The sequence below is a fragment of the Mariniluteicoccus flavus genome (genome assembly GCF_054776655.1).
This window is the reverse complement of record NZ_BAAHBN010000007.1, coordinates 45207-71655: the sequence shown is the minus strand read 5'-3', so window position 1 is coordinate 71655 and position 26449 is coordinate 45207. Positions and strand designations below refer to the sequence as shown.

Annotated in this window: 27 protein-coding genes and 1 tRNA gene; 22 read left to right on the top strand and 6 right to left on the bottom strand. The window is 70.4% G+C overall.

The window, feature by feature from the left end; genetic code table 11:
- Positions 1-102: 102 nt before the first annotated feature.
- The 20 genes from ACYVAG_RS12630 to ACYVAG_RS12535 all read left to right on the top strand — a co-directional run bounded on the left by ACYVAG_RS12630 (position 103) and on the right by ACYVAG_RS12535 (position 18454).
- Entirely contained in the window at positions 103-531 is a 429-nt protein-coding gene (locus tag ACYVAG_RS12630; protein WP_460770162.1) for a CBS domain-containing protein, read from the top strand.
- 42 nt (positions 532-573) lie between these two features.
- Positions 574-1458 (top strand): aminotransferase class IV, encoded by an 885-nt coding sequence (locus tag ACYVAG_RS12625; protein WP_460770160.1) that lies wholly within the window; start codon positions 574-576, stop codon positions 1456-1458.
- 392 nt (positions 1459-1850) lie between these two features.
- Positions 1851-2915 (top strand): beta-1,3-glucanase family protein, encoded by a 1065-nt coding sequence (locus tag ACYVAG_RS12620; RefSeq protein WP_460770159.1) that lies wholly within the window; start codon positions 1851-1853, stop codon positions 2913-2915.
- A gap of 4 nt (positions 2916-2919) precedes the next feature.
- Entirely contained in the window at positions 2920-3159 is a 240-nt protein-coding gene (locus ACYVAG_RS12615) for a peptidase associated/transthyretin-like domain-containing protein (RefSeq protein ID WP_460770157.1), read from the top strand.
- A gap of 91 nt (positions 3160-3250) precedes the next feature.
- Positions 3251-3323: transfer RNA gene (locus ACYVAG_RS12610), tRNA-Val, on the top strand.
- Between the two features lie 130 nt (positions 3324-3453).
- On the top strand, positions 3454-3924 hold the full coding sequence (locus tag ACYVAG_RS12605; protein WP_460770156.1) for a GtrA family protein: 471 nt from the start codon (positions 3454-3456) through the stop codon (positions 3922-3924).
- Positions 3925-3976: 52 nt separating this feature from the next.
- Entirely contained in the window at positions 3977-5968 is a 1992-nt protein-coding gene (thrS, locus tag ACYVAG_RS12600; RefSeq protein ID WP_460770283.1) for a threonine--tRNA ligase, read from the top strand.
- A gap of 13 nt (positions 5969-5981) precedes the next feature.
- Complete coding sequence (locus tag ACYVAG_RS12595) at positions 5982-6566, top strand: HIT family protein (protein ID WP_460770155.1); 585 nt, start codon at positions 5982-5984, stop codon at positions 6564-6566.
- Between the two features lie 188 nt (positions 6567-6754).
- Positions 6755-7642, top strand: a complete 888-nt coding sequence (locus tag ACYVAG_RS12590) for a phosphatidylinositol mannoside acyltransferase (RefSeq protein WP_460770153.1) — start codon at positions 6755-6757, stop codon at positions 7640-7642.
- A complete protein-coding gene (locus ACYVAG_RS12585; protein WP_460770151.1) occupies positions 7639-8850 on the top strand; it encodes a glycosyltransferase family 4 protein in 1212 nt (403 codons plus the stop codon). Before ACYVAG_RS12590 ends, ACYVAG_RS12585 begins: the two co-directional genes overlap by 4 nt.
- The gene (locus ACYVAG_RS12580; RefSeq protein ID WP_460770150.1) at positions 8847-9662 is read left to right on the top strand and encodes a DUF881 domain-containing protein; all 816 of its coding nucleotides are present in this window, start codon (positions 8847-8849) and stop codon (positions 9660-9662) included. The genes ACYVAG_RS12585 and ACYVAG_RS12580 overlap by 4 nt, the downstream gene beginning before the upstream one ends.
- A complete protein-coding gene (locus ACYVAG_RS12575; RefSeq protein WP_460770149.1) occupies positions 9659-9991 on the top strand; it encodes a small basic family protein in 333 nt (110 codons plus the stop codon). The genes ACYVAG_RS12580 and ACYVAG_RS12575 overlap by 4 nt, the downstream gene beginning before the upstream one ends.
- The gene (locus tag ACYVAG_RS12570) at positions 9984-10733 is read left to right on the top strand and encodes a DUF881 domain-containing protein (protein WP_460770147.1); all 750 of its coding nucleotides are present in this window, start codon (positions 9984-9986) and stop codon (positions 10731-10733) included. The genes ACYVAG_RS12575 and ACYVAG_RS12570 overlap by 8 nt, the downstream gene beginning before the upstream one ends.
- Before the next feature lie 61 nt (positions 10734-10794).
- Positions 10795-11181: a glycine cleavage system protein GcvH gene (gcvH, locus tag ACYVAG_RS12565; protein ID WP_460770146.1), complete on the top strand. Its 387-nt coding sequence runs from the start codon at positions 10795-10797 to the stop codon at positions 11179-11181.
- Between the two features lie 130 nt (positions 11182-11311).
- Positions 11312-11833, top strand: a complete 522-nt coding sequence (locus ACYVAG_RS12560; protein ID WP_460770145.1) for an FHA domain-containing protein — start codon at positions 11312-11314, stop codon at positions 11831-11833.
- Complete coding sequence (gene ftsR / locus ACYVAG_RS12555; RefSeq protein WP_460770143.1) at positions 11833-12564, top strand: transcriptional regulator FtsR; 732 nt, start codon at positions 11833-11835, stop codon at positions 12562-12564. Before ACYVAG_RS12560 ends, ftsR begins: the two co-directional genes overlap by 1 nt.
- A gap of 45 nt (positions 12565-12609) precedes the next feature.
- Entirely contained in the window at positions 12610-13107 is a 498-nt protein-coding gene (locus tag ACYVAG_RS12550) for a bifunctional nuclease family protein (protein WP_460770142.1), read from the top strand.
- A gap of 226 nt (positions 13108-13333) precedes the next feature.
- The gene (locus ACYVAG_RS12545) at positions 13334-13906 is read left to right on the top strand and encodes a MerR family transcriptional regulator (RefSeq protein ID WP_460770140.1); all 573 of its coding nucleotides are present in this window, start codon (positions 13334-13336) and stop codon (positions 13904-13906) included.
- 219 nt (positions 13907-14125) lie between these two features.
- Positions 14126-17011 carry an aminomethyl-transferring glycine dehydrogenase gene (gcvP, locus tag ACYVAG_RS12540; protein ID WP_460770139.1) on the top strand — a complete coding sequence of 962 codons (2886 nt, stop codon included), beginning with the start codon at positions 14126-14128 and terminating at the stop codon, positions 17009-17011.
- Positions 17012-17080: 69 nt separating this feature from the next.
- Positions 17081-18454 carry a YhjD/YihY/BrkB family envelope integrity protein gene (locus ACYVAG_RS12535; RefSeq protein WP_460770137.1) on the top strand — a complete coding sequence of 458 codons (1374 nt, stop codon included), beginning with the start codon at positions 17081-17083 and terminating at the stop codon, positions 18452-18454.
- A 342-nt stretch (positions 18455-18796) separates the two neighbouring features.
- Here ACYVAG_RS12535 and ACYVAG_RS12530 read toward each other — a convergent pair whose 3' ends face one another.
- Both ACYVAG_RS12530 and soxR read right to left on the bottom strand, forming a co-directional pair.
- On the bottom strand, positions 18797-20017 hold the full coding sequence (locus ACYVAG_RS12530; RefSeq protein ID WP_460770135.1) for a pyrophosphate--fructose-6-phosphate 1-phosphotransferase: 1221 nt from the start codon (positions 20015-20017) through the stop codon (positions 18797-18799).
- A 70-nt stretch (positions 20018-20087) separates the two neighbouring features.
- Positions 20088-20534, bottom strand: a complete 447-nt coding sequence (gene soxR, locus ACYVAG_RS12525) for a redox-sensitive transcriptional activator SoxR (protein WP_460770134.1) — start codon at positions 20532-20534, stop codon at positions 20088-20090.
- A gap of 45 nt (positions 20535-20579) precedes the next feature.
- Between soxR and ACYVAG_RS12520 the strand changes: the two genes are divergently transcribed.
- On the top strand, positions 20580-20993 hold the full coding sequence (locus ACYVAG_RS12520) for a pilus assembly protein TadE (RefSeq protein ID WP_460770132.1): 414 nt from the start codon (positions 20580-20582) through the stop codon (positions 20991-20993).
- 36 nt (positions 20994-21029) lie between these two features.
- Here the strand turns inward: ACYVAG_RS12520 and ACYVAG_RS12515 are convergent, their stop codons facing one another.
- Positions 21030-22166 carry a MalY/PatB family protein gene (locus tag ACYVAG_RS12515; protein WP_460770131.1) on the bottom strand — a complete coding sequence of 379 codons (1137 nt, stop codon included), beginning with the start codon at positions 22164-22166 and terminating at the stop codon, positions 21030-21032.
- A 114-nt stretch (positions 22167-22280) separates the two neighbouring features.
- On the opposite strand from ACYVAG_RS12515, the gene ACYVAG_RS12510 reads away from it, so the two are divergent.
- Positions 22281-22904: an L-threonylcarbamoyladenylate synthase gene (locus tag ACYVAG_RS12510; RefSeq protein WP_460770130.1), complete on the top strand. Its 624-nt coding sequence runs from the start codon at positions 22281-22283 to the stop codon at positions 22902-22904.
- 60 nt (positions 22905-22964) lie between these two features.
- Here the strand turns inward: ACYVAG_RS12510 and ACYVAG_RS12505 are convergent, their stop codons facing one another.
- The 3 genes from ACYVAG_RS12505 to ACYVAG_RS12495 form a co-directional block, all read right to left on the bottom strand.
- The gene (locus ACYVAG_RS12505; RefSeq protein WP_460770128.1) at positions 22965-23867 is read right to left on the bottom strand and encodes an HpcH/HpaI aldolase/citrate lyase family protein; all 903 of its coding nucleotides are present in this window, start codon (positions 23865-23867) and stop codon (positions 22965-22967) included.
- Between the two features lie 127 nt (positions 23868-23994).
- The gene (locus tag ACYVAG_RS12500; RefSeq protein ID WP_460770127.1) at positions 23995-24198 is read right to left on the bottom strand and encodes a YbdD/YjiX family protein; all 204 of its coding nucleotides are present in this window, start codon (positions 24196-24198) and stop codon (positions 23995-23997) included.
- Positions 24195-26369, bottom strand: a complete 2175-nt coding sequence (locus tag ACYVAG_RS12495) for a carbon starvation CstA family protein (protein WP_460770282.1) — start codon at positions 26367-26369, stop codon at positions 24195-24197. The genes ACYVAG_RS12500 and ACYVAG_RS12495 overlap by 4 nt, the downstream gene beginning before the upstream one ends.
- Between the last annotated feature and the right edge of the window lie 80 nt (positions 26370-26449).

The window sequence follows — 26449 nt, the reverse complement described above, 5'->3', positions numbered from 1 at the left end:
CCAGCCCGAGCTGGCGCGCCGGTCGCTGCGTTTCTGGTGCCGCGAGAACAAGGGCGTGCACTACCTCTGGCGCACCGTCCCGGTCCGGCGTACCGTCGGGGCATGAAGGTCTCCGAAGTCCTCAGCCCCAAGGGATCCCGTGTCGTCACCATCGCCGGTGACCAGTCTGTCGCGAAGCTGCTCGAACTCCTGGCCGAGCACGGCATCGGCGCGGTCGTCGTCACCGGCGACGGAGCCAGCGTCGACGGGATCGTCAGTGAACGCGACGTCGTACGCCGCCTCGCGCGTGACGGTGCCGCCACGCTCGACGGCCCGGTCGCGGACATCATGACGGCCACGGTCCACACGTGCGGTCCGTCCGACGAGATCGAGTCGCTGGCCGAGCTGATGACCAGACAGCGCATCCGCCACGTCCCGGTCGTCGGCGACGACGGCCTGGAGGCGATCGTCAGCATCGGCGACGTCGTGAAGCACCGCATCGACCGTCTGCAGGACGAACGCGACCAGCTGGAGCGCTACGTCTCGCAATGAGCCCCCTGCCTGTCGTCGGGACCGCGAAGGCATGATGGACCAATGACGCAGACGAGCTCCGGAGTCCCTCTGGCCACCACCGCCGACGACGTGCGGGTGTGGGTCGACGGCACCCTGTACGCCGACGCCCGCGACGCGCGGGTGTCCGCCATCGACCATGGCATCGTGGTCGGCGACGGCGTCTTCGAGGCGTTCAAGGCCATCGAGGGGAAGCCGTTCACGCCCACCCGCCACCTGGCGCGATTGCAGCGATCCGCTGCTGCGCAGGGACTTCCGGCGCCCGACCTCGACCAGGTGCGTGCCGGCATGGACGCGGTCCTCGACGGCTTCGGCCACCCGCTCGGCCTGTTCCGCATCACCTACACCGGCGGGAGGGGGCCGCTGGGGTCCGGCATGGCGCACGGTCCGACGACGCTCGTGGTCGCCCTGCAACCGAGCGAGGGCAAGCCCGCGTCGACGGCCATCGCGACCACACCGTGGGAGCGCAACGTGCGGGGCGCGATGTCGGGGGTGAAGTCCACGTCGTATGCCGAGAACGTGAAGGGGCTGGCGTACGCGATGGAGCGGGGCGCGACCGAGGGCATCTTCGTCAACACCGACGGGAACCTCTGTGAGGGCACGGGTTCCAACATCTTCTGCGTGTTCGGCGACGAGGTCGTGACGCCACCGCTGAGTGCGGCGCCGCTCGCGGGCATCACACGTGGGCTCGTGCTGGAGTGGGGGAGCGGGGCCGGCGTACGCATGGTCGAGCGCGACCTCACCGTCGACGAGGCGAAGGGGGCCGACGAGGTGTTCCTGACGTCGTCGTCGCGCGACGTGCAGGGCGTGCACACGTGGGACGACCGCCACTGGGAGGCGCCGGGCCCCGTGACGGCGCGCCTGCGTGCGGTGTGGGACGAGCGGGCGGTGGAACTCGACCCTCGGTGACGGTGTCGTCCGGGCCGATCGAGTCGACCCCAGGTCTGACACGCCGGTAGGGGTGGCGCCGAGAGATGTATGCGTGCCACGCTGGTGCCGCACCCGTGGCCCCGCGGCGGGTTCCCCGCAGGGAGAGTCATGTCCGCATCCCCCCGTTCGCTGTTCTCGATCGCCCTCGCCGCGTCCGTGGTGACCAGCGCCTTCGCCCAGGCGGCCCCCGCGCATGCCGTCACCGACACCCTGCCGGTCACCATGACCAACGGCATGTCGCGCCGCCACCGTGTATGTCTACGTTCTCGGCACGGACCTGCAGACCGGCCGTCTCGGGTATGTGAATCGCGCGGGAACGTTCACGCCCTGGACGCTTCCCGCGCCCGGCACGCCGTCGGTCCCCGCCCCCGATGTCTCCTTCGTGGGCCCGAGCAACGGGACCCGGCCTCGGGTTCGCCATCCCGCGGCACTTCTCGGGACGCGTCTATTTCTCCGTCGGCGCGAAGCTGCAGTTCGGCCTCGTGAGCGGCGGGCTCATCCAGCCGGCCCCGTGGGATGTCAACGACCCCAACAGCAAGATCCTCTTCGACTGGTCCGAGCTCACCTTCGACAACGGCGGGCTGTTCCTCAACTCGACGCAGGTGGACCAACTCGCCATCCCCCATCAGGTCGGGGTCACGGGCACCGACGTCGGCACCCGGGTCACGGGTCGACTCAAGCCCGGCGGGCGACGCGTCGTCGTCGACGCGCTGCGGGCGACGCCCGGCTATGCGGGTTCGGTCATGACCGACGCCCAGGGCAGGGTGCTCCGCGTCCTCGCCCCCGGCAAGGCCACCGCCGTGGGGCGCATGAACGCGAACCTGTTGGACTCGGGCATCGCGAGCGCGTGGCAGGCGTACGCGACCCGCACCCTCACGATCGTCCCGGACGCGGGAAATCCTGGGCTGCGCTTCGTCGGGCGCACGGTGGGCAGCCAACTGGTTTTCACCGACGTGGCGGGGCAGCGGGTCGCCGTGGTCGATCGCCCGTCGACCCACGAGGTCTGGGAGTGCTCCGGTCGCCTGGCGGCCCCCAACGCGACCGTGGGCCTGATCACGCGCACCCTCTGCGCCGCCCTCAACCGCGGCACCCTCGGCGACGTGGCGCAGGAGCCCGTGCTCAACGCGGCGGCCTTCTACACCGACGCCCAGAGCAACCAGTACGCCCGCGTCCTGCACGCCGCCGCGGTCGACACCCGCGCGTACGCCTTCCCCTTCGACGACGTGGCGGGCCAGGAATCCCTGGTGCACAGCGCACAGCGCACAGCCGCAGTCGGCGACCATCGAGCTCGATCCGGTCGACGACGCGCCCGCGGTGACGCCGACGCCGACGCCGACCGCGAAGGTCACGCCGACCCCGCCCCCCACTCCGACGCCGAAGCCGACCGTGGTGGCCGCCTCGACCATCGCGCTGGGCACGGTCACCACGTCCTCTGACTACGTGGCCCAGATCACGGGCACCCTCCGTGCGCCGGACGGCACCCCGATCGTGGGTGGACGCGTCAGGGCAGACGACCTGGTGATCGGCGGGTGCATGGGCGACGCGGTGACCGATGGGCGGGGTGCCTTCACCCTGCGCGCGGCACTGCCCGCGTTCTGGGCGAGTCGCACGCCGTACAGCATCCGGGTGATCGCCGCGGTGACATCGACGGGCACGGTCATGCAGGACCTCGTGCTCTGAACCCGACCCGCCGGGCGCGTGTCGAGTCGGGGGGGAGCGACACGCGCAAGTGGCGCCCCATCCGCGTGGGGGCTATAGTTCTACGACGCACGGGCGGTTGGCGCAGTTGGTAGCGCGTTTCGTTCACACCGAAGAGGTCGCTGGTTCGAGTCCAGTACCGCCCACCGAGCAGAATCGGCCCCCGACATCGTCGGGGGCCGATTCGCATCCGGTGCCCGACGCTGCCGCGCACCCGTCATGCGACGTTCACCGCGGGTTGGTCGCGACGCTGTTCGGGCGCGTTACGTTCGCTGCGTGCGAGCCATCTGGGAGCCGTTGCGCTTCTTCCTCGTCGGCACTGTGGGCACCGCGGCGTACGCGGGGCTCTATCTCGTGCTCGGTCTGCGCCTGCCGGACACGGTGGCGCTCACCGCCGCCTGGCTCCTGTCGACGCTGGCCACGAACCTGGCGCACCGCCACATCACCTTCGGCATTCATGATCCGCGCGGACGCGGCCGCGACGCGGCCGTCTTCTTCGCCACGAGCCTGCTGGGGCTGGGCGCCACGCAGGTGACGTTCGCCGTGACCCGCGGGCTGTCGCCTGCTGCCGAGGTGGCGGCGATCGTCGCCGGGACCGGGGCTGCAGGTGTCGTGCGCTATCTGGTGATGCGGGGGTGGGTGGGGCTTCGACTCGCTGGCGCTCGCTCAGCCAACGTGGGGGAGGGTGGCGCTCGCTCGGGCGACGTCCAGTCCCGCCAGGCAACCTGCGCGCGCTCCGCGGTCTGATCCGGCAGAATGGGGCGGGCCTGCATCACCGCAGCCCAACCCGAAAGGATTGATCGTGTCCCTCAGCATCAGCCTCGTCCGCCCCGGATCGACCGAGGAGCGACAGGTGGACACGACGACCACGGGCCTCGACCTGTTCGGCGACGACCGCACCATCGTCGCCATGCGGGTCAACGGTGAGACCAGGGACCTCGCCCATGCGCTCTCCGACGGCGACGCCGTCGAGCCCGTCGAGGTGACCTCCGACGAGGGCCTGTCGATCCTGCGCCACTCGTGCGCCCACGTGGCCGCCCAGGCGGTGCAGTCGCTGCACGCCGACGCGAAGCTCGGCATCGGCCCGCCCATCGTCGACGGGTTCTACTACGACTTCCAGCTCGCGAACGCGCTGCAGCCCGAGGACCTCAAGGCCATCGAGAAGAAGATGGTCGGCATCATCAAGGAGAAGCAGCGGTTCGTCCGCCGCGTCGTCTCCGACGCCGAGGCCATCGAGGAGCTCAAGGACGAGCCCTTCAAGCTGGAACTCGTTCAGCTGAAGGGAAACAGCTCCGACGACGACGGCTCCGCGGTCGAGGTCGGCGCCGGCGAGCTCACGATCTATGACAACGTGCGCCGTGGCGACGAGCGCGCCTGGGGCGACCTGTGCCGCGGACCCCACGTGCCCCACACGGGCTACATCAACCAGGCGGCGTTCGCGCTGATGCGGACGAGCGCGGCGTACTGGCGCGGCGACCAGGCCAACCCCCAGCTCCAGCGCCTCTACGGCACGGCGTGGGCCTCGAAGGACGACCTGCAGGCCTACAAGACCCGGCTGGAGGAGGCCGCCAAGCGGGACCACCGCAAACTGGGCGCCGAGCTCGACCTCTACAGCTTCCCCGAGGAGCTCGGTGCCGGCCTGCCGGTGTTCCATCCCAAGGGGGGCGTCATCAAGCGTGAGATGGAGGACTACGTCCGTCGGCGCCACATCGAGGAGGGCTTCGACTATGTCGGCACGCCCCACATCTCGAAGGAGGAACTGTTCCACACGTCGGGCCACCTGCCCTACTACGCCGACGGCATGTTCCCGGCCATGGACGACGACGGCCAGCCCTATCGCCTGAAGGCGATGAACTGCCCGATGCACAACCTGATCTTCAAGTCCCGCGGGCGTTCCTATCGTGAGCTGCCTCTGCGGTTCTTCGAGTTCGGCACCGTCTACCGCAACGAGAAGTCCGGCGTGCTGCAGGGCCTGACCCGCGTACGCAGCATCACGCAGGACGACTCCCACTCCTACGTCACGCCCGAGCAGGCGCCCGACGAGATCAAGCACCTGCTGCACTTCGTGCTCGGGCTGCTGCGCGACTTCGGCATGGACGACTTCTATCTCGAACTGTCCACGCGCGACGAGGACGGCAAGAAGAAGGACAAGTTCATCGGCTCCGACGAACAGTGGGCCGAGGCGACCCGCGTGCTCGAACAGTGCGCGACCGAGACCGGGCTCGAGTGCGTCCCCGATCCGGGCGGCGCGGCCTACTACGGGCCGAAGATCTCCATCCAGGCTAGGGATGCGATCGGCCGGACGTGGCAGATGTCGACGATCCAGTACGACTTCAACCAGCCCCACCGCTTCGGCCTCCACTACACGGCGGCCGACGGCTCCCACGCCGAGCCCGTGATGATCCACTCGGCGAAGTTCGGGTCGATCGAGCGGTTCCTGGGCGTGCTCGTCGAGCACTACGCCGGGGCCTTCCCGGTGTGGCTGTCCCCGGTGCAGGTGACCTGCATCCCGGTTGCCGCCGACTTCATCCCTTATCTGGAAGAGATCGCGGCGAAGCTGCGGGCCGCGGGTGTCCGGGTCGAGATCGACGACTCCGATGACCGCTTCCCGAAGAAGATCCGCAACGCCCAGAAGACGAAGGTGCCCTACATGCTGATCGCGGGCGGGGACGACGTCGACGCGCAGGGCGTGAGCTTCCGCTATCGCAACGGTGAGCAGAAGAACCAGGTGCCGGTCGACGAGGCCGTCGCCGAGATCACGCGCGCGATCGCCGACCGCGCGCAGGTCTGAACCCGGGATCGCTGTGCAGCAAGAAGATCTGGGGCGCGAGACGACCCCCCGCGTCGAGGACGCCGGCGAGCTGGCCGGCGTCCCCGACGCGTTCCAGCGCCTGTGGACGCCCCATCGCATGGTCTACATCGGCGGCGAGAACAAGCCCGTCGACGCGAGCGAGCCCCAGTGCCCGTTCTGTCGGGCACCCGGGCGTGACGACGAGGACGCGCTCATCGTCCACCGGGGGAAGCACGCGTACGTCGTGTTGAACCTCTATCCCTATTCGCCGGGCCACCTGCTGGTGTGCCCCTATCGCCACGTGCCGGACTATCCGGAGCTCACGCCCGAGGAGACCATCGAGGTCGCGATCCTCACCCGGCGGGCCATGCGGGTGCTGCGCGCGGTGTCGAACCCCGGCGGGTTCAACCTCGGCATGAACCAGGGTGCGGTCGGTGGGGCCGGCATCGCCGCGCATCTCCACCAGCACATCGTTCCGCGCTGGCAGGGGGACATGAACTTCCTCCCGATCGTGGCCGAGACGAAGGCCGTGCCGCAGCTGCTGGGCGACACTCGACGGCTGCTCGCCGAGGCGTGGGCCGCGCACGCGGGGGACTGAGGGTGGCTTCGACTCGCTGGCGCTCGCTCAGCCAACGTGTGCGGGGGGAGCGCTCGCTCAGCCAACGTGTGCGGGGGGAGCGCTCGCTCAGCCAACGTGTGCGGGGGGAGCGCTCGCTCAGCCAACGTGTGCGGGGGGAGCGCTCGCTCAGCCAACGTGTGCGGGGGGAGCGCTCACTCAGCCAACGTGTGCGGGGGGAGCGCTCGCTCAGCCAACGGTCCGTCGATGCCGTCAACTGGCGTCTCTTCGCCGCCGTCGGGCGCGTCGCCCCGAAGCTGTCCACGCGCGCGACGATCCGCCTCGGCCACGGCATCGCCCGCGGCGCCCTGCCCATCGACTGGTCGCACCTGCGCAACCTCCGGCGCAACCTCGCCCTGACCACCGGGACCGAACCGACGCGGGCCCTCATGCGGGCCGCGATCGCTTCCTGGGTGAGGATCTACGTCGAGGCACAGGCCGTCCCGGGCTGGGGTCCGGAGCGGGCGATCGCCTCCATCACCATCGCGCCGGAGGACGACCGACGGCTCCGGGAGGCGTACGCCACCACCGGTGCCGTCGTCGCGTTGCCCCACATGGGCAACTGGGACCTCGCCGGGGCGTGGGCCTGTGCGACCGGAATGCCGGTCACCACCGTCGCCGAACGGCTGGGGGAGCAGGAGTTCGCGGCGTTCACCGCGATCCGCGCGCGGCTCGGCATGGACGTGTTCGCCCATGACGATCCCCGCGCACCGCGCGCGCTCGTGCGAGCGATCGAGAACGGCCGCCTCGTCTGCCTGATGGGCGACCGTGACCTGCCCGGCACCGGACTGCCCGTCACGTGGTCCGGCCACGAGGTCACGCTGCCGCCCGGCCCCGCAATGATCGCCCGCACGACCGGGGCCGCGCTGCTCGTCGCGGCCTGCCATTACACCCCCGACGGCATGGTCATCGAGATCTCCGAGCCGATCGAGCACCGACCGGGACGCGACGGCCTGATCGCGATGACCCAGGACCTCGCCGACGTGTTCGCGGCGCAGGTGCGGGCCCATCCGGAGGACTGGCACATGTTCCAGCCGTTCTTCGCGGAGGATCGGTGAGCTCCTCGTCTCGGCCGCAGGCGGCCTCGCTCGGAGAACGTGGGGCCGCGGCCTCGCTCGGAGAACGTGGGGGTGTCAAGCTGCGGGTCGGTCTCGTCTGCCCCTATTCGCTCGCGCGTCCCGGCGGCGTCCAGAACCACGTGCTCGGGCTGGCCGGCCACCTCCTCGCGGAGGGCCACGAGCCCCACGTCCTGGCCCCGGGACGGCCCGCCCAGGGCCAACTGGCCGCCCACGGGCTGACCGACGCCCACGTCACCTCCACCGGCCGCGCGATCCCCGTGCCGGCCAACGGGTCGACCGCGCGCATCGCCGGCGGCCCCCTCACCGCCCGTCGCGTACGCCGGTGGCTGGCCTCCCGCGACCTCGACGTGCTGCACGTCCACGAGCCCGTCACCCCCTCGGCCTCGCTGCACGCGCTCCTCTCCGCGCCGGACCGGACGGCTGTCGTCGCGACCTTCCACTCCGTCGCGGACCCCTCGCTCGCCCGGGCCGCGGCGGGGCGCCTGTTGCGGCACGCGATCGGTCGCATCGACGTCGCGATCGCGGTCAGCGAGACCGCCGCCGCCACCGTACGCGGCCCCTATCGCGTGGATCCCGACATCGTCCCCAACGGCTTCTCGGTCGACGAGTTCGCCGGGGGACACCTGGCTCATCGACCGCCGCGCGTCACCTTCCTGGGCCGCCTCGACGAGCCGCGCAAAGGGCTCGACACCCTCCTCGCGGCCGCACCCGCCCTGCTTCGCGCCGTCCCCGACATCGAGCTCGTTGCCGCCGGGCCGGGCCGGCGCACGCTGCCCGAGCCGTTCGTCCGCCTCCCCGCGCTGACCGACGCCGACCGCGCCCGGCTCCTGCGCCGCTCGTCGGTCGTCGTCGCGCCCAACACCGGGCAGGAGAGTTTCGGGCTCGTCCTCGTGGAGGCACTCGCGGCCGGGACGCCGGTGGTCGCCAGTGACCTCGAGTCCTTCCGCCACGTCTGCACCGGCGACGACGGCCGGGTCCACGCCCGCCTCGTCCCCGTCGGCGACGCCTCGGCACTGGCCGCCGCCATCGCCGAGGCGCTCAGCGGACCGACCGATGTCGCCGCGGCCGCCGCCCATGTCCGCCGCTTCGACTGGGCGCAGGTGGGCCCCAGGATCACCCACGCGTACGCCGACGCCTGCGCACGGCGGACGAACTCCCGTTTCGGGGTTAGTGTGGGCGGACCATGAGCACCGAACCGTCGACCCCTGCGCCGGCGCCGCGCCGCGTCGACTCGTCGATGGACCTGCTCAACCAGGTGCTCCGCAACCCCATCGACCCGGACTACGCCCGCGCTGCGGCGGGGGAGCGACCGCCCCGCCAACGCTGGTTGCTGGCCCTGGCCACGGTGGCGCTGGGCGGCCTCTTCGCCCTGTCCGGCGTCCAGACCACCAAGCAGGCGCCCGCGGCGGCGCGCGAGCGGGAGTCGCTCATCGAACAGATCCACGGCGCCGAGGCACGCCATGACGAACTCCGGGCCCAGGTCGACACCGAGCGGGCGCGGGGCCAGGAGTTGCGCCAGCGCGTGCTCGGCACCGAGGACGACCGCCGCCTGTCCGACCAGGTCGAGACCGTCGGCGCGCGCGTGGGGGCCCTGCCGGTGACCGGTCCCGGCGTCGTGGTGGTCGTGGACGACGCGCCGGGCGAGGACCGGGCCAACCGGGTCATCGACCGCGACCTGCAGCAGCTCGCGAACGCCCTGTGGGAGTCGGGCGCGGAGGCCGTCGCCATCAACGGCCACCGTCTGTCGGCCGTCACGGCGATCCGGGGAGCCGGCGACGGCATCACGGTCGACTACCGCTCCCTGGTGCGTCCCTATCGCGTCGAGGCCATCGGAGAACCGCGTACGCTGGCCGCCAGGCTCGCCGCCTCACCGGGCGGCCGGTCGTGGGGCGCGCTGAAGAACCGCTACGGCATGCGCTACGACGTGAGCGAGACCAAGGACCTGCGCCTGTCCGCCGACCCGGGCATCGCGCTCAGGCACGCGAGGAGGATGCCGTGATCCCGATTCTCGGACTCGTGCTCGGCATCGTGCTGGGCATCGTCCTCGAGCCGAGCCTGCCCGCGTTCCTGCAGCCCTACCTCCCCATCGCCATCGTGGCCGCCCTCGACGCCGTGTTCGGCGGCCTGCGGGCGTGGCTCGACGGCATCTTCACCGACAAGGTCTTCGTCGTCTCGTTCGTGTCCAACGTCCTGATCGCCGCGGCCATCGTCTGGGTGGGTGACCAGATCGGCGTGGGTTCGCAGTTGTCGACCGGAGTCGTCGTGGTCCTCGGCATCCGTATCTTCACCAACGCCGCCGCGATCCGACGGGCCCTGTTCCATGCCTGATCAGCCGGCCGAGGGCACCGAACCCTCCGCCCTCCGCCGCCTGGGCCTGGCCCTCGTGCGCCCCGGTCGCGGCCAGGTCGTCATCGCGGTCGTCCTCGGCCTCCTCGCCATGGGGTTCGTCATGCAGGTGCGGGCCCGCGGCGCCGACGCGTCCTATTCCACGGCCCGGCGCGAAGACCTGGTGCAGCTCGTCGACGGTCTCGGCGCCGAGTCGCGCCGCCTCGAGGCCGAGCTCCGCGAGCTCGAGAACACCCGGCGTGACCTCGAGACCGGCAGCGATTCCGCCCAGGTGGCCCGCACGGCCGCCCGCACCCGCCTCGACGAACTGGCGATCCTGGCGGGGACGGCCGCCGCGCAGGGACCAGGCGTACGCATCACCATCACCGACCCGCGCCACAAGGTCGACGCCGCCACGCTGTTGGACGCGCTGGAGGAGATGCGCGACGCGGGGGCCGAGGTGATCGAGGCCAACGACACCGTCCGCATCGTCGCGGAATCGTGGATCGGCGGGCCCACCGGCGCCACGACGATCGACGGTCGCCCGGTGGCCGGCACGATCGTGCTCGACGTCATCGGCGACCCCCACGCACTCGAGGAGGCGGCCCGGTTCCGCGGCGGCCTCGCCAGCGACGTGACGAAGCCCGCCGTCGGCGGCCAGATCACGATCGAGCGGCTCGAGCGTGTCGAGGTGCGTTCCTTGCACGCGCCGGTCCCGCATCAGTACGCTCGGCCCGCGCGCTGATTCACCTGCGTGTCGGACACGTCGAAACCCCTCGGCGCCGCCGGAATCGTCGAAGGAGTCGATGGTGAACTTTCCCGAGGACCTCAAATACAGCGCCGAGCACGAGTGGGTGCGTCGTGGCAACGGCCAGACGGTGCGCATCGGCGTGTCGGAGTACGCCACCGAGCAGCTCGGCGACATCGTCTTCGCCCAGCTCCCCGACGTGGGCATCGAGGTCGCCGCGGGTGACTCGTGCGGCGAGCTCGAGTCGACCAAGAGCGTGTCCGACATCTTCTCGCCCGTCGCGGGCGTCGTGACCGGGGTCAACGACCGCGTGACCGACGCCCCCGAGACGATCAACGCCGACCCCTACGGCGACGGGTGGCTGTTCGAGGTCGAGGTCAGCTCCGACGAGGAGCTCGAGGAGCTCATGGACGCCGACGCGTACGCCGAGTCGGTGGGCGCCTGAAACCTCGGCCCCACCGGCTGAGAAAGTCCTGTGCACGCGCCGGTCCCGGTGATTCCGCCCGGGCCGGCGTACGCCTAGACTGTCCGAACGCGGCCCCCCGGCCGCCGGTCACCGAAGAGAAAGTCGAGTGATGCCTTACTGCACGCGCTGCGGCCACCAGAACCCCGAGGGAAGCAATTTCTGCGGCCAGTGCGGCCAGCCGCTCGCGAAGCCGGAGCAGCAGGCTGCGACCGAGGCGACCCAGAGCGACACGAAGCAGATCCCCGTCGTCGTCGACGAGGTGACCACCGGAGTCACCGAGCTGTCGGCCGACGAGGAGGCGGCGGTCGCGTCGTTGCCCGCGGGCCACGCGCTACTCATCGTGCTGCGCGGCCCCTCGGCCGGTGCGCGGTTCCTGCTCGACGGTGAGGAGACCGTCGCGGGACGGCACCCCGACTCCGACATCTTCCTCGACGACATCACGGTCTCGCGCCACCACGTGCGGTTCGCCCGCACCGAGACCGGCATGACGGTCAGCGACGTGGGCAGCCTCAACGGCACCTACGTCAACCGCACGCTGATCGACGGCGAGGTGCCGTTGAAGCAGGGCGACGAGGTGCAGATCGGCAAATTCCGCATGGTCTATTTCGCGAGTTCGCACGGCTTGGGTTGATGGCCGGGCCCCAGCGCAGCATCGGGCAGGTCCTGAACATCCTCAAGGCCGAGTTCCCCGACATCTCCATCTCCAAGATCCGGTTCCTCGAGAGCGAGGGCCTGGTCTCGCCGGAGCGCGCCCCGTCCTCGGGATATCGGAAGTACGCCGACCGTGACGTCGAGCGGCTGCGCTACATCCTCTCGGTCCAGAAGAACCACTACCTGCCGCTGAAGGTCATCCGCGAACACCTCGACATGATGGATCGCGGCATGGCGCCGCCCCGCATCGACGCCCCGACCCCGGCCGCCGAGTCCCCGGCGGCGGAGTCGACGACCGCGACCCCCGCCCAGGCGCAACCCGGCGTACGCGCCACCCCGCCCGCGCAGGGCCAGCGCCGCCCGGCGCTCCGCATGTCGCGCCGCGAACTCCTGGAGGCCAGCGGGTTGACCGAGCCGCAGCTGATCGAACTGGAGAAGGAGACGCTGGTCGTGCCGCGGCGCGGCACCAGCTACTACGGCCGCGACGCCGTGACCATCGCCATCGCGGCGCGCCGCCTCGCCGAGTTCGGCATCGACGCGCGCCACCTGCGGCAGGTGAAGAGCTTCGCCCACCGGGAGTACGGGCTGGTGGAGCAGGCCGTGACGCCCTACCAGCGGCGCGCCGGCGGCAATCGCCAGATCACCCACGACGCCACCCAGCTGATGATCCACGTGCACGCCGCCATGATGCGGATCGCCGCGGACCGCTGAACCGGTCGCAGCGCCGAACTGGTGTTGTCGCGTAGGCTGGTCGTCATGCGGGAACTCGATGTCATGGGAGTCAGGGTGGAGATGCCCTCCAACATCCCGATGGTGCTCCTGCGGGAGATCGGCGGGCAGCGCTATCTGCCCATCTGGATCGGCGCGAACGAGGCGTCGGCCATCGCCAGCGCCCAAGAGGGTCTGGTGCCACCGCGACCCCTGACCCACGACCTGATGGTGAACCTCCTCGGCGACCTGGGCCACCGCCTCACCGAGGTCCACATCACGAGCCTCGACGAGGGCACCTTCTTCGCGAGCCTCATCGTCGACGGCGTCGAGGTGTCCGCGCGGCCGTCGGACGCCATCGCGCTCGCCCTGCGCTCGGGCGCCGAGATCCTGTGCGCCGACGAGGTGCTCGACGAGGCCGGCATCGACGTCCCCGACGAGGAGTCCGATGACGTCGTGGAGGAGTTCCGGGAGTTCCTCGACCACGTCAACCCCGACGACTTCGTGACCGACGAGGACCCGGGCCGCGGCGGAACCCCCGGCTGAGCCTCAAGTGGGGGTCGAGACGAGCGGCGTGTCGCCGACCGTTTCGCGCGGATTCGCGTACGCCCTTGTCAGCGGGCGTTTGTCGGGAGAGACCGGGGTGAGAACTCCACCATTTCGTGACCAACACGGCCGCGAGCGTCGTTGACCGGCGCCCGGGCGGGGCATAGGTTCCAACTAATCCCACGCGTGGAATTCCACGCATCGCCTTCCCCCTGAGCGAGGACACGTGAACACCAGGCACGACGACATCGAGTCGCCGGAAGTCCCGGAGCTGGGCCAGGACCTGCTCTTCGACGGAGACTTCTCGCCCGTGCCCGAGGACATGGGCTTCCGCGGCCCCGTGGCCTGCTCGGCGGCCGGCGTCACCTACCGCCAGCTCGACTACTGGGCCCGCACGGGCCTCGTGACGCCCGAGGTGCGCGGCGCGTCCGGCTCCGGGTCGCAGCGGCTGTATTCGTTCCGCGACATCCTCATCCTCAAGGTCATCAAGCGCCTCATCGACGCCGGCATCTCGCTGCAGCAGATCCGTCGCGCCATCGAACACCTGCGTGCCCGCGGCGTCGACGACCTGACCCAGGTCACGCTGATGTCCGACGGCGTGTCGGTCTTCGAGTGCACCACCGACAACGAGGTCATCGACCTGCTGCGCGGCGGTCAGGGCATGTTCGGCATCGCGCTGGGCTCGGTCTGGCGCGACCTGGAGGGCAGCCTGCTGGAGCTTCCGGGCGAGCGCGCCCACGAGCAGCCGGTGCTGGACGACGAGCTCTCGCGCCGCCGCCGTGCGCGCGACGTGAGCTGACTTCGACTCCTTCGTCGCTCAGCCAGCGCTGTGGACTCCTTCGTCGCTCAGCCAGCTCTCCTCGACTCGCTGGCTCGCTCGGAGAAGTGACACAGAATCGCTGCGACCCCTGCCCACATCGTGGGCAGGGGTCGACTAGTGTGAGGCGGCGGCGCCCCGGCAATCCGGCCGGACGGGTTCCCGATCCCCGGCGCCCACCGAGCGAAGGAGCACGGGACCATGGTCGACCAGGCAGCCCCCACCCAGCCCAACGAGCCGGACTTCTGGCGTCGTCACATCGGGTCCGAGGCGGGTGACCAGCGCACGATGTTGGACGCGCTCGGGCTCGACAGCCTCGACGCCCTGGTGGACGCGGTGATGCCGGCCGCGATCCGCGGCGACCTCGCCCAGCTCCCCGCCCCGATCACCGAGGCCGAGGTGCAGGACGCGCTGCAGGGCCTGGCCGCCATGAACAACCCCTTCCGGGCCATGATCGGCCTGGGCTACCACGGCACGCTCACGCCGCCGGTGATCCGGCGCAACGTGCTGGAGGACCCGGCGTGGTACACGGCGTACACGCCCTATCAGCCCGAGATCTCCCAGGGCCGCCTCGAGGCGCTGCTGAACTTCCAGACCGTCGTGTCCGACCTCACCGGCCTGCCCACCGCGGGCGCGTCGCTGCTGGACGAGGGCACCGCGGTGGCCGAGGCCGTCATGCTGGCCCGGCGTACGACGAAGAAGGGGTCGGTCGTCGTCCTCGACGCCGACCTGCTGCCCCAGTCGATCGCGGTGGTGCGTACGCGCGCCCAGGCCATGGGCTTCGAGGTCGTCGTCGCGCAGGGTTCGCTGGTCGAGGCGCTGCAGTCCCACGAGGCGTTCGCCGTGGTCGTGCAGACGCCGGGAGCGTCGGGCCGCCTGGCGCCGCTGGCCGAGCTGACCGCCATCGCGGAGAAGGCCCACGACAACGGTGCCATCGTGATCGCCGCGGTCGACCTGCTCGCCCTCACGCTGACCGAGGCCCCGGCCGAGTGGGGTGCCGACGTCGCCGTCGGCTCGTCGCAGCGGTTCGGCGTCCCCCTGTTCTACGGCGGCCCGCACGCCGGGTTCATCTCCGTGCGCGAGGGGCTGGAGCGTTCGATGCCGGGCCGCCTGGTCGGCGTGTCGAAGGACGCCGACGGGACGGCGGCGTACCGCCTGGCGCTGCAGACGCGCGAGCAGCACATCCGCCGCGAGAAGGCGACGTCCAACATCTGCACCGCGCAGGTGCTGCTGGCCGTCACCGCCGGCATGTACGCGGTCTACCACGGCCCCGACGGCCTGACCCGCATCGCGCGCGCGATCCACGAGAAGGCCCGCGCGCTGGCCGGCTCGCTGCAGGCCGAGGGCGTCGAGGTCGTCCACGACAGTTTCTTCGACACGCTGCTGCTGAAGGTGCCGGGGCGCGCCGAGCAGCTCGTCGCCGACGCGCGCGACGGCGGCGTCCACCTGCGCCTGGTCGACGCCGACCACGTCGGGGTCTCCGTCGGAGAGGACACCCAGGACGTCGACCTCGAGGTCGTCTGCGGGACGATCCAGACGGCGTTCGAGCGCGAGGCGGCGTACGGCGGGCTGGGGGAGCGTACGCGCACCACGCCGTTCCTCGAGCACCCGGTGTTCCACGCGTACCACTCGGAGACCGAGATGCTGCGCTACCTGCGTACGCTGTCCGACCGCGACTTCGCGCTCGACCGGGGGATGATCCCGCTCGGCTCGTGCACGATGAAGCTGAACGCGACCACCGAGATGGAGCCCATCAGCTATGACGGCTTCGCGAACCTCCACCCGTTCGCGCCGGCCGAGGACGCCGAGGGCTACGAGGCGCTGATCTCGAGCCTCGAGGAATGGCTGGCGGAGATCACGGGGTACGCGCGGGTCTCGATCCAGCCGAACGCCGGCTCGCAGGGCGAGTTCGCGGGCCTGCTGGCGATCCGGGCCTACCACCGGGCCAACGGCGACGACCAGCGCGAGGTCTGCCTGATCCCGAGCTCGGCCCACGGCACGAACGCGGCGTCGGCGGCGATGGCCGGCATGCGTGTGGTCGTGGTGAAGAGCGCCGGTGACGGCTCGGTGGACATGGACGACCTGCGCGCCAAGCTCGAGAAGCACGGCGATGAGTTGGCCGCGATCATGATCACCTACCCGTCGACGCACGGCGTCTATGAGGAGACGGTCACCGAGCTGTGCCGCCTGGTCCACGAGGCGGGCGGCCAGGTCTACATCGACGGTGCCAACCTCAACGCCGTGTGCGGCATCGCACGGCCCGGCGAGTTCGGCGGTGACGTGTCCCACCTGAACCTCCACAAGACGTTCTGCATCCCCCACGGCGGCGGCGGTCCGGGCGTCGGGCCGGTCGCTGTGGCCGAGCACCTGGCGCCGTTCCTGCCGAACCACCCGCTGTCGGTCGAGGCCGGCCCCGCGACGGGCGTCGGCCCGGTCTCGGCGGCGCCGTTCGGCTCGGCCGGCATCCTGCCGATCAGCTGGGCGTACATCGCGATGATGGGTGCGGAGGGGCTGAAGCGCGCGACGCAGAACGCGATCCTCAACGCCAACTACATCGCGAAGCGGCTCGGCGACCACTTCCCGGTGCTGTACGCGGGTCAGGGCGGCCTGGTCGCCCACGAGTGCATCCTGGACCTCCGTCCGATCACGAAGGAGACCAAGGTCACGGTCGACGACGTGGCGAAGCGCCTGATCGACTATGGCTTCCACGCGCCGACGATGTCGTTCCCGGTGTCGGGCACGCTGATGGTCGAGCCGACCGAGTCGGAGTCGCTGTATGAGCTCGACCGGTTCTGCGACGCCATGATCGCGATCAGGGGCGAGATCGACCGCGTGGGTGCGGGGGAGTGGCCGGCCGACGACAACCCGCTCCACAACGCCCCCCACACGCTGGCGCGGGTGACCGACGACGAGTGGAGCCACCCCTATTCGCGACGCGAGGCCGCGTACCCGGCCGGTCAGCACCGCGGGCCGATCGCGGGCGTGGGCCAGGACAAGTACTGGCCTGCCGTGGCGCGCATCGACGGCGTGTTCGGCGACCGGAACCTCGTGTGCTCGTGCCCGCCCGTGGAGGCGTACGGGGAGTGACGCGGCGCCCGGGGTCCTGGGCGGTGATGGGTCGATAGGGTCGGCGTACGCGAACGAAGGGATGTCTCGATGGAGCAGGTCGATGCGGTGACGGCGAAGCCGGGGGTGGCCCACCTGCTGCGGGCCAACGCGCGCTTCGGCAACCGGTTGGGCAACCAGTTCGGGGCGGCGATCACCTACTTCTCGGTGCTCGCGATGGTGCCGATCCTGATGTTCGCGTTCGCCATCACCGGCATGACGCTCACGACGCTCCGGCCCGACCTGCTCGACCAGGTCAAGGACGTCGTCCAGGGGCAGCTCGCCGGGGCGCCCGGCGACACCAAGGACAAGGTCATCGGCGTCATCGAGAACGCGCTGGAGAACTGGAAGGCGATCGGGGCCGTCGGCATCCTGTCGGCGCTGTACGCGGGGGCCGGCTGGATCGCGAACCTGAAGTCGGCCGTACGCGCGCAGTGGCGGCCCGACTTCGAGGAGGAGGAGCGCAAGTCCAACATCGTCGTCGAGACGCTGAAGAACATGGGCATCCTGATCGCGTTGCTGCTGTTCGTCGCGGTGACGTTCGGGCTCGCGTCGGCGGCGACGTCGCTGAGCGACACCGTGGTGTCGGCGCTCGGGCTCGACCAGGTGCCCGGCATCGCGGTGATCATGAGGCTGGTGCCGCTGGTGATCTCGATCGGGACGGGCTGGCTGCTGTTCCTGTACATCTACCGGGTGCTGCCGGAGGAGAAGACGCCGGTGCGCGACCTGGCCAAGGGGGCGCTGGCGGGCTCGATCGGGCTGGTGGTGCTGCAATACCTCACCGGCATCCTCATGGGGTCGTTCTCGAAGAACCCGGCTGCGGCGCTGTTCGGCCCGGTCATCGTGATCATGCTCTTCTTCAACCTGTTCGCCCGGTTGATCCTGTTCATCGCTGCGTGGATCGCGACCGGCGACCAGCCTGCGATCGCCCGCAAGTGGACCGACGCGGACGAGCCGGTCCGGGCCATGGGGCCTGACGCCGAGACGGTGGAGGGCCACTGGGAGGAGGCCGACGCCGACCGCGCGCGGCAGAAGCACCAGGAGTCGGTCAAGGAATGGGAGAAGGAGAAGAAGGAGGCGGCGAAGGAGGGACGCCCGGCGCCGACCTATCCGATCCCGGGTCCCGACGTCATCCCGCCGGCGAAGCGCTCGCGTCGCATGGCCGGCGCGACCGCCGTGAAGTCGGTCGAGGAGGCCCAGGCCGTGCTGGCCGGCCAGGACCGGGAACGTGCCCAGGCGCGCGAGCAGGCGTACGCGGGTGGGGTGGAGGCGCGCCGTGCCTTCGACGGGACCGCACCGGTGTCCCGCGAGGCGGCGGAGCGCAACGCGCAGATGACGATGGGCCTCGGCTGGGTCACGGGCACGACGACGGGCCTGGGCGTGGGCGCGCTGCTGTCGTGGCTGCTGCGGAGGCGTAGGCGGTAGACGGGTCGGGGTTGCGTACGGACGTGGGCCAGCGTAGGGACGTGGGCCAGCGTAGGGACGTGGGCCTGCGTAGGGACGTGGGCCTGCGTAGGGACGTGGGCCTGCGTACGGACGTGGTCGGGGTTCCCCCTCCCGCAACTTGTGCACACGGGTGCGAGGATTGCGTTATTGACCCGGCGTGTCGCCCCAACTCGTGCACGCGTGTGCACAAGTTGCGTGACAGGGCGGAGCCCGGCGTGAGTCACAGGGCGGAGTCCGGCGTACGCGGCCTCGCGCGGTCCAGGCGACCAGACGCACAAGCGCCCCGGGGAATGATCCCCGGGGCGCCGTTGCGTGTACGCGTCAGTGGGCCTCGGTCGCCTGCGGCTTGGCCTGCCCGATGTCGGACAACATGGCCTCGAACCAGTCGGTCGTGATGTCGAACGGCTTGCCGCCCTTGATGCGCGGGAAGTCGATGGCCGACAGTACGTCGCCGTTCTCCTCGTCCTGGCCGATGACGCCCGACTCGCCCTTCAACGCGCAGTCGACGGCGAGGTCGGTGCACTGCTTGATCAGTTCGAGGTCGGCCTGGTTCGCGGCCGCCGACCGCGAGTAGTAGCCCGACTTCTGGACCATGACCTTTTCGGCCCCCAGCAGCTTGGCGAACTGGTCGCCGAACCACGCCCCGGGATTGACCTTGTCGAGCTTCACGTGGCCGAACGGGTCGCGCGGGACCTCGGCGCCCGACTTCTCGAGCTCGGCGACGATCGAGTCGAGACCCGCGCCCTCGGACAGGAAGATCGTCACGTTGCCGACGCGGTCCATGACCTCGTTGAGGCGCTTCGCCTCGGCCTCGATGTCGATGTGGCCCTCCGGCACGAACACCGCGTGGACGTCCCAGGCCTCCTTCGACAACCCGATCTCCGGCAGCCACTCGCGCGTGTCGAGCCACTCGCGATAGCGCTGCGCCGTCGCGGCCGTGAGCCAGCCGCAGTGGCGGCCCATGACCTCGTGGATGATCAGCATGCGCGAGCCCGAGTTGTGTTCCGCCACGACGTTCTGGGCGAACCGCGAACCCATCTCGGCCGCGGTCCACGCGCCCAGCGACTGCTTGATCGGGATGACGTCGTTGTCGATCGTCTTCGGGAGGCCGACCACGGTCAGCCCATAGTCATGCTTCGCCAGGAACGCCGCGAGGTCGGCCGCGGTGGTGTTGGTGTCGTCGCCGCCGATCGTGTGGAGCACGTCGACGCCGTCGGCCTCGAGGCGGTCGGCCGCGACCTTCAGGGGGTCGTCGCCCTCGTTGACGAGGCCGCGCTTGACGAGGTCCTTGGCATTGGTGAGCTTCACGCGCGAATTGCCGATGGGCGAGCCGCCATATTCGTGCAGCAGGTGGGCCTTCTCGCGGATCTCCGGGGTCACCGTGATCGAGTCGCCCTTGAGCAGGCCCTCGTAGCCGTGCCTGTAGGCGATGATCTCGGTCTCGGGCGACACCTCGGTGTAACGCTGGATCAGGCCACCGATCGCCGAGGACAGGCACGGGGCGAAGCCGCCGGCGGTGAGGATCGCAACCTTCTGGACCATGGAAAGACAACCTCCTGTAGATTTCGAACTCGGGTGCTCGAAGTCGGGTGATTCATGCGTCGCATCCACCCTATTGGGTGGTCTCGTCGAGCAGCACGGGACCCGAGGCGGAGTCGCCCAGCCGGTCCGACGGGTTCGACAGCGCACACTTCTCCAGACTCAGGCACCCGCACCCGATGCACTGGTCGAGGCTGTCCCGCAGCGCCTGCAGCCGCCGGATCTCGGCGTCCACGCGCGGCTTCCACGTCTCGGCCAGGCGCGACCAGTCGGCGGTGGTCGGCGTACGCCCGGCCGGCAGCGTCTCGAGCGACTCGCGGATCTCCTCGAGCCTCAGGCCGACGCGTTGGGCCGAGCGGATGAAGGCAATGCGGCGCAGCGTGGAGCGGGGATAGCGGCGCTGGTTGCCGGCCGTCCGCGTGGCCTCGAGCAGCCCGTGGGCCTCATAGAACCGCAGCGCGGACGGCGCGATGCCGGCGCGTCGTGCGGTCTCGCCGATCGTGAGCTGGTCATGGGCCACACGGCGAGCCTAGCGATGGTCCCCGCGGGTGGCAGAGTGACGGCCATGCGGGAGGTCGCTGGGCGAACGATGGGGGAGCGCGACGAGCGCGGCGCCTCGATGTCGGTGTGGGTCGTGCTCATGGTCACCGCGCTGATCATGGTCGCTGGGCTCGTCGTCGACGGGGGACAGCGCGTCACGGCCGCCCGCCGCGCCGAGGCCGCCGCTGCAGGCGCAGCACGCGCCGCGAGCGACGCCGGCGCGAAGGCCCGGCTGGGCGGTCGCGCCGATCCCGGTGCCGCGGTGCTGGCGGCGAAGAGCCACCTGGCGGGCAGCGGCGTACCGGGCACGGTCCAGGTCGATGCCGGTGCCGTGTCGGTGCGTACGCGGGTCACCGCACCGACGATCTTCCTGTCGATGATCGGTGTGCGCGAGGTCGCCGCGGAGGCGTACGCCGAGGCGGAACTGGTGCGCCCCTGACGTTGGCTGAGCGAGCGCCAGCGAGTCGAAGCCCCCTCAGTCCAGCGCCGCCCTCATCCGTCGCACGACCTCCGTCAGGATCTCCGGTGACGTCGCGAGGTTCACGCGCACGCACTGCTGACCGCCCGGGCCGAACTCGGCCCCGGAGTTGAGCGCGACCTTCCCGCGCGTCAGGAACGCTTTCTGCGGGTCGTCGAGCCCCAAGGCCGAACAGTCGACCCACGCCAGATAGGTGCCGGCCTGCGGCCGATAGCGCGCGCCCGGGAGGTGCGCGGCGAGCAGGTCGACCAGCAACGCGCGGTTGGCCTCGATCTCCGCCAGCGCCTCGGTGAGCCACGGCTGGCCCTCGCGCAGGGCGGTGGTGTGGGCGATGATGCCGAGGTGGCTGGCGCTGTGGGTGACCTGGTCGGGCAGCTCCAGCAGGCGTCCCGCGAGGTCGGGCGACGCCACCGCGACGCCCGCCTTCAGCCCCGCGAGGTTCCACGACTTCGACGCCGACGTCACGATCACGGCGTTGCGTACGCCGTCGACCGCGAGGAACGGCGTGTGACGGGCCGGGGCCGACACCAGCGGCGCGTGGATCTCGTCGGAGATCACCAGCACGTCGTGTTCCGCCGCCAGCTCCGCGACCCGGGCCAGCTCGTCGCGGGTGTGGACGGTGCCGTGGGGGTTGTGGGGCGAGCACAACAGGTACGCCTCGGGCTTCGGCCCCAACTCCCCGGCGAACGCCCGCTCGAGCGCCTCGAGGTCGAGGCGGCCGTCGGCGGTCAGCGGCACGTCGAGGACGGGCCGGCCGGCGTACGCCAGGTATTTGTAGAACTGCGGATACACCGGCGGGTTGATCACCACGGCCGCGTCGTCGGCGGTGAAGTGGTGGAGGACGGCGACGATGCCGAGCATGACGTCGGGCACGATCACCGACGCCGCATCGACGTCGAACGACCAGTCCCAGTGGGCCTCGGCGTACGCGCGAAGCGCTTGTTGGTAGGCGTTTCCGACCGGATAGCCCGTGTCGCCGGTCTCGATCGCGGCGTGCAGGCGGCGGCGTACGGGCTCGGCGGGGACGCAGTCCATCTCGGCGACCCAGGCCGGCAGGACGTCGTCGGGGTACGCGCGCCACTTCAGGCTCTCGCGCGCGCGTAGCTGGTCGATGGTCAGGTCGAAGACGGTCACGGGGCGACTCTAGTTGGCAGAAAACCGGGTTGCGCGGCGCCGTCTCGATCGAGAGGGGCGGGTTGCCCTGACAGCGGTCCTTGCCATCCGTCACCTGCGGTCTAGACTCCCGTCATGGCACGGTATTTCGACGTTCACCCCGACAACCCCCAACCGCGCTCGCTGCAGCAGATCGTGGACATCGTCAACGGTGGCGGCCTCGTGGCCTATCCGACTGACTCCGGCTATGCGCTCGGCTGCAGTCTCGGCAACAAGGACGGCCTCGACCGCATCAGGACGATCCGGCAACTCGACGACAAGCACCACTTCACCCTGGTCTGCAAGGACTTCGCCCAGCTCGGGCAGTTCGTCCAGATGGACAACGCCGTCTTCCGCGCGGTGAAGGCCCACACGCCGGGCCACTACACATTCATCCTGCCCGGCACCAAGGAGGTGCCGCGCCAGATGCTGCACCCCAAGAAGAAGACCGTCGGCGTACGCATCCCTCCCCACACGACCGCCCTGGCGCTGTTGGACGCGCTCGGCGCGCCGCTGATGAGCTCGACGCTGATCCTGCCGGGGCAGTCCGAGCCGATGTCGGAGGGCTGGCAGATCAACGAGGAGCTCGCGAACCAGGTGGACGCGGTGCTCGACTCGGGCGACGTGATCCCGTCGTCGACCACGGTCATCGACTGGACGGGCGACGAGCCGGTGGTAGCTCGTGCGGGCGCGGGAGACACCGAGCCGTTCGAGGTCTGAGGGGGCGTACGCGGGTCTTCGCGGCGCGTCTCCGTGAGCGCGAACCCTGTCAGAACACGCTCAGCAGTGGTACGTGTCCGTCGGCGCCGGGAAGTGCACGTCGTACCCCTCCGGTGCCTTCAGCCCGAATGCCCCCGCCAGGTCCAGGACCTTCCGCGCCCGCGCCAGGCGCGGCAGGTCCGACCCGTTGCGGATCTCCCCACCATCGGCGTCGAACTCCGTCAGGAAGTCCAGCGCCCACGACATGTCCTCGATCGAGGGCGACAGGATCTCGTTGACCGGCGCGCACTGCTCCGGCATCAGGCAGATCTTGCCGGTCATGCCGAACTGCTCGGTCACCGCGGCCGCGTCGGCCAGCTTCACGCCGAGCGCGCCGACGGCCGGCCCGTCGATCGGCCCCGGCAGGTTCGCCGCGCGGGCGGCGATGGTGAACTGCGACCGCGCGTACGCCAGGGTCAGCGGGTCGTCGGCGAAGCCGGTGTCGCGGCGGAAGTCGCCGATGCCGAACGCGAGACGGAACGTCGAGCGCGACGCGGCGATCTGGTCGAGGTGTTGCACCCCGCGCGCCGTCTCGACGAGCGCCACGATCTTCTGGTTCGGCGACAGCAGGTCGGCGGTCTTCATGACGTGCTCGGGCGACTCGACCATGGCCAGCATGACGCCGGTCATGCCCTCGAACCCGGCCAGTGCCTTGCAGTCGGCCTCCCACCACTCGGTGCCGAAGCCGTTGATGCGCACCCACGCCTGACCGCCGCGCTCGAAGAAGTCGACGACGTTCTGGCGCGCCCTCTCCTTGTCCTTGGGGGCGACGGCGTCCTCGATGTCGAGGATGACGACGTCGGCGGCGCTGGCGACCGCGGCGTCGAAGCGGTCGGCCTGCGAGCCGTTGACGAGCAGCCACGAGCGCGCGAGCTCGGGGCCGATGCGGGTCGTGGTGGAGGACTGGGCCTCTGCGGTCGTCATCGTTGACTCCTTCGTCTGGGGACGCCACCCAAATTACTGGAAAGTAGCGCCGGTGGTGCCGACGATCCCGATACATGGAACGCGCCCGGCCCGGCCGGATCGGCCGGACCGGGCGCCTCCCAGTCTGTCAGCAGCAGCGCGTCTTCGGGTTGCGTTCCGCGTCCGCGTGCTTGTCGTCCCAGAACTCACGCTCGGTGGGCACCGGCGCGTCCGGGTGATGGGCCCGCTGGTGGGCGACGAACTTCGCGTACGCGTTGTCGCCCATGATCTCGTGGACATACCAGCGCACGCGCTTGAGCACGCCGACCACGGAAGCCGTCGCGGTGCTCATTCGTGACTCGCCCCCACGTACGGGTTCGGCTCGAGCCCCGCCTCCTTCCACTCCGCCGCGACCTTCTTCTCGGTCGGGGTCGGGAAGAAGCCGGTGGGCGCGAAGATCTTCGACTCCACGTCGGGGGTCTCGGTCGTCGGCAGGCCGCCGTTGCGCAGCGCCTTCGCCGCGACCACCAGGGCCGCGATGAACACGATCAGAACGAGCACCGCATAGAAGATCGACAGCGAGCCCTGCACGAACGTGTTGCGGACCACGGCCTCGATCTCGGCCGGGTTCTTCGCCGTGGAGAACGTCGTCTTGCCCGAGGCGAGGGCCTGCTTGGCCGCCGCGTGCAGCGACCAATAGCCGATCTTGGGGTCGGGGGAGAAGATCTTCTGCCACGACGCCGCCATCGTCACGATGAGGTCCCACGCCAGGGGCAGGCCGGGGATCCAGGCCCACTTGAACAGGCCCTGCTTCATCACGACGGCGAAGACCACGGTCAGCGCGATCGCCGCGAGCAGCTGGTTGGCGATGCCGAACAGCGGGAACAGCATGTTGATGCCGCCCAGCGGGTCGGTGACGCCCATGACCAGGATCGAGCCCCAGCCCAGCACGACCACCGCGGAGCAGAGCCACGCGCCCACGCGCCACGACGGGTCCTTGAACTTGCCGAGGCCCTTGATATTGCCGAGGGTGTCGGACAGCATGAACCGCGCCACGCGCGTACCGGCGTCGATCGTCGTGAGGATGAACAGCGCCTCGAACATGACGGCGAAGTGATACCAGAACGACTTCAGGCCGCCGATCAGCGGGATCTGGTTCATGATCTGCGCCATGCCGAAGGCCAGCGTCGGGGCGCCGCCGGTGCGGGAGACGATCGTCTTCTCGCCGACCTCCGAGGCGGCGTTCGAGATCACGCTCGGGTCGATCGGCGGCAGCGGCTGGCCGCCCGGCGACAACAGCCCCATGCCGTTGACCCACTTGGCCGCGGTCTCCGGCGTACCACCCGTGACGCCGCCGGGCGCGTTCATCACGAAATAGAGGTGCTGGTCGATCACGCACGCAGCCACGAGCGCCATGATCGCGACGAACGACTCGGTGAGCATGCCGCCGTAGCCGATGATGCGGGCCTGCGACTCCTTCTCGATCAGCTTCGGCGTCGTGCCCGACGAGATCAACGCGTGGAAGCCTGACAACGCGCCGCACGCGATCGTGATGAACAGGAACGGGAACAGCGACCCGGCGAACGCCGGGCCGGTTCCGGTGATGGCGAACTTGCTCACCGCCGGCTGGGTGATGGTCGGCGCGGCGACGATGATCGCGAACGCCAGCAGCACGATGGTGCCGACCTTCATGAACGTCGAGAGGTAGTCGCGTGGGGCGAGCAGCAGCCAGACCGGCAGGACGGAGGCGGCGAAGCCGTACGCAGCCAGCCAGTAGGCGAGCTGGGTCTTCGACAGCGTGAAGATCGGGGCCAGGGTGGCCGACTCGGCGACCCAGTGGCCGGCGACGATCGCGAAGACCAGCAGGGCGACGCCGATCAGCGACACCTCGGTGACCTTGCCGGGCCGCAGATAGCGGAGGTAGACGCCCATGAACAGCGCGATCGGGATCGTCATCGCGATGGAGAACACGCCCCACGGCGAGTCCGCGAGAGCACCGATCACGACGATGCCGAGCACGGCGATGAGGATCAACATGATGCTGAACACGCCGATCAGCGCGGCCCAGCCGCCGACCGGGCCGAGCTCGTCGCGGGCCATCTGGCCGAGCGAACGGCCGCCGCGACGGATCGACAGGTGCATGACCATGTAGTCCTGCACCGCGCCGGCGAGGATCACGCCCACGATGATCCAGATCGTGCCGGGCAGATAGCCCATCTGCGAGGCGAGCACGGGGCCGACCAGGGGGCCCGCGCCGGCGATGGCGGCGAAGTGGTGACCGAACAGCACCTTGCGGTCGGTCGGCATGAAGTCCTTGCCGTTCGCGAACTGCTCGGCCGGCGTGGCCCGCGTGTCGCGCGGCTTCAGGAGCTTGGCCTCGATCAGGCGCGAATAGAACCGCAGCGCCAGCAGGTAGGAGCCGACGGCGGCGAGCACGAACCAGACCGCGTTCACGCGCTCACCGCGGACGATCGCGATCATGGTCCAGCCGAGCGCGCAGAGCACGCCGATGCCGATGAACATGGCCTTGCTGATGTTGGAGGATCGCGGCTTCTCCACGACGGCCACCGGCGGCCGGTCGGGATCGGTGCGGATGGTGCGGG

Bases quoted from the DNA above. Each gene is read 5' to 3' on its own strand.
- ACYVAG_RS12630 (WP_460770162.1), top strand. From the start codon at position 103: ATGAAGGTCTCCGAAGTCCTCAGCCCCAAGGGATCCCGTGTCGTCACC.
- ACYVAG_RS12625 (WP_460770160.1), top strand. From the start codon at position 574: ATGACGCAGACGAGCTCCGGAGTCCCTCTGGCCACCACCGCCGACGAC.
- ACYVAG_RS12620 (WP_460770159.1), top strand. From the start codon at position 1,851: ATGTCTCCTTCGTGGGCCCGAGCAACGGGACCCGGCCTCGGGTTCGCC.
- ACYVAG_RS12580 (WP_460770150.1), top strand. From the start codon at position 8,847: ATGAGCACCGAACCGTCGACCCCTGCGCCGGCGCCGCGCCGCGTCGAC.
- ACYVAG_RS12570 (WP_460770147.1), top strand. From the start codon at position 9,984: ATGCCTGATCAGCCGGCCGAGGGCACCGAACCCTCCGCCCTCCGCCGC.
- gcvH (WP_460770146.1), top strand. From the start codon at position 10,795: ATGGTGAACTTTCCCGAGGACCTCAAATACAGCGCCGAGCACGAGTGG.
- ACYVAG_RS12560 (WP_460770145.1), top strand. From the start codon at position 11,312: ATGCCTTACTGCACGCGCTGCGGCCACCAGAACCCCGAGGGAAGCAAT.
- ftsR (WP_460770143.1), top strand. From the start codon at position 11,833: ATGGCCGGGCCCCAGCGCAGCATCGGGCAGGTCCTGAACATCCTCAAG.
- ACYVAG_RS12550 (WP_460770142.1), top strand. From the start codon at position 12,610: ATGCGGGAACTCGATGTCATGGGAGTCAGGGTGGAGATGCCCTCCAAC.
- gcvP (WP_460770139.1), top strand. From the start codon at position 14,126: ATGGTCGACCAGGCAGCCCCCACCCAGCCCAACGAGCCGGACTTCTGG.
- ACYVAG_RS12535 (WP_460770137.1), top strand. From the start codon at position 17,081: ATGGAGCAGGTCGATGCGGTGACGGCGAAGCCGGGGGTGGCCCACCTG.
- ACYVAG_RS12530 (WP_460770135.1), bottom strand. From the start codon at position 20,017: ATGGTCCAGAAGGTTGCGATCCTCACCGCCGGCGGCTTCGCCCCGTGC.
- ACYVAG_RS12520 (WP_460770132.1), top strand. From the start codon at position 20,580: ATGCGGGAGGTCGCTGGGCGAACGATGGGGGAGCGCGACGAGCGCGGC.
- ACYVAG_RS12510 (WP_460770130.1), top strand. From the start codon at position 22,281: ATGGCACGGTATTTCGACGTTCACCCCGACAACCCCCAACCGCGCTCG.
- ACYVAG_RS12505 (WP_460770128.1), bottom strand. From the start codon at position 23,867: ATGACGACCGCAGAGGCCCAGTCCTCCACCACGACCCGCATCGGCCCC.
- ACYVAG_RS12500 (WP_460770127.1), bottom strand. From the start codon at position 24,198: ATGAGCACCGCGACGGCTTCCGTGGTCGGCGTGCTCAAGCGCGTGCGC.
- ACYVAG_RS12495 (WP_460770282.1), bottom strand. From the start codon at position 26,369: ATGTTCATCGGCATCGGCGTGCTCTGCGCGCTCGGCTGGACCATGATC.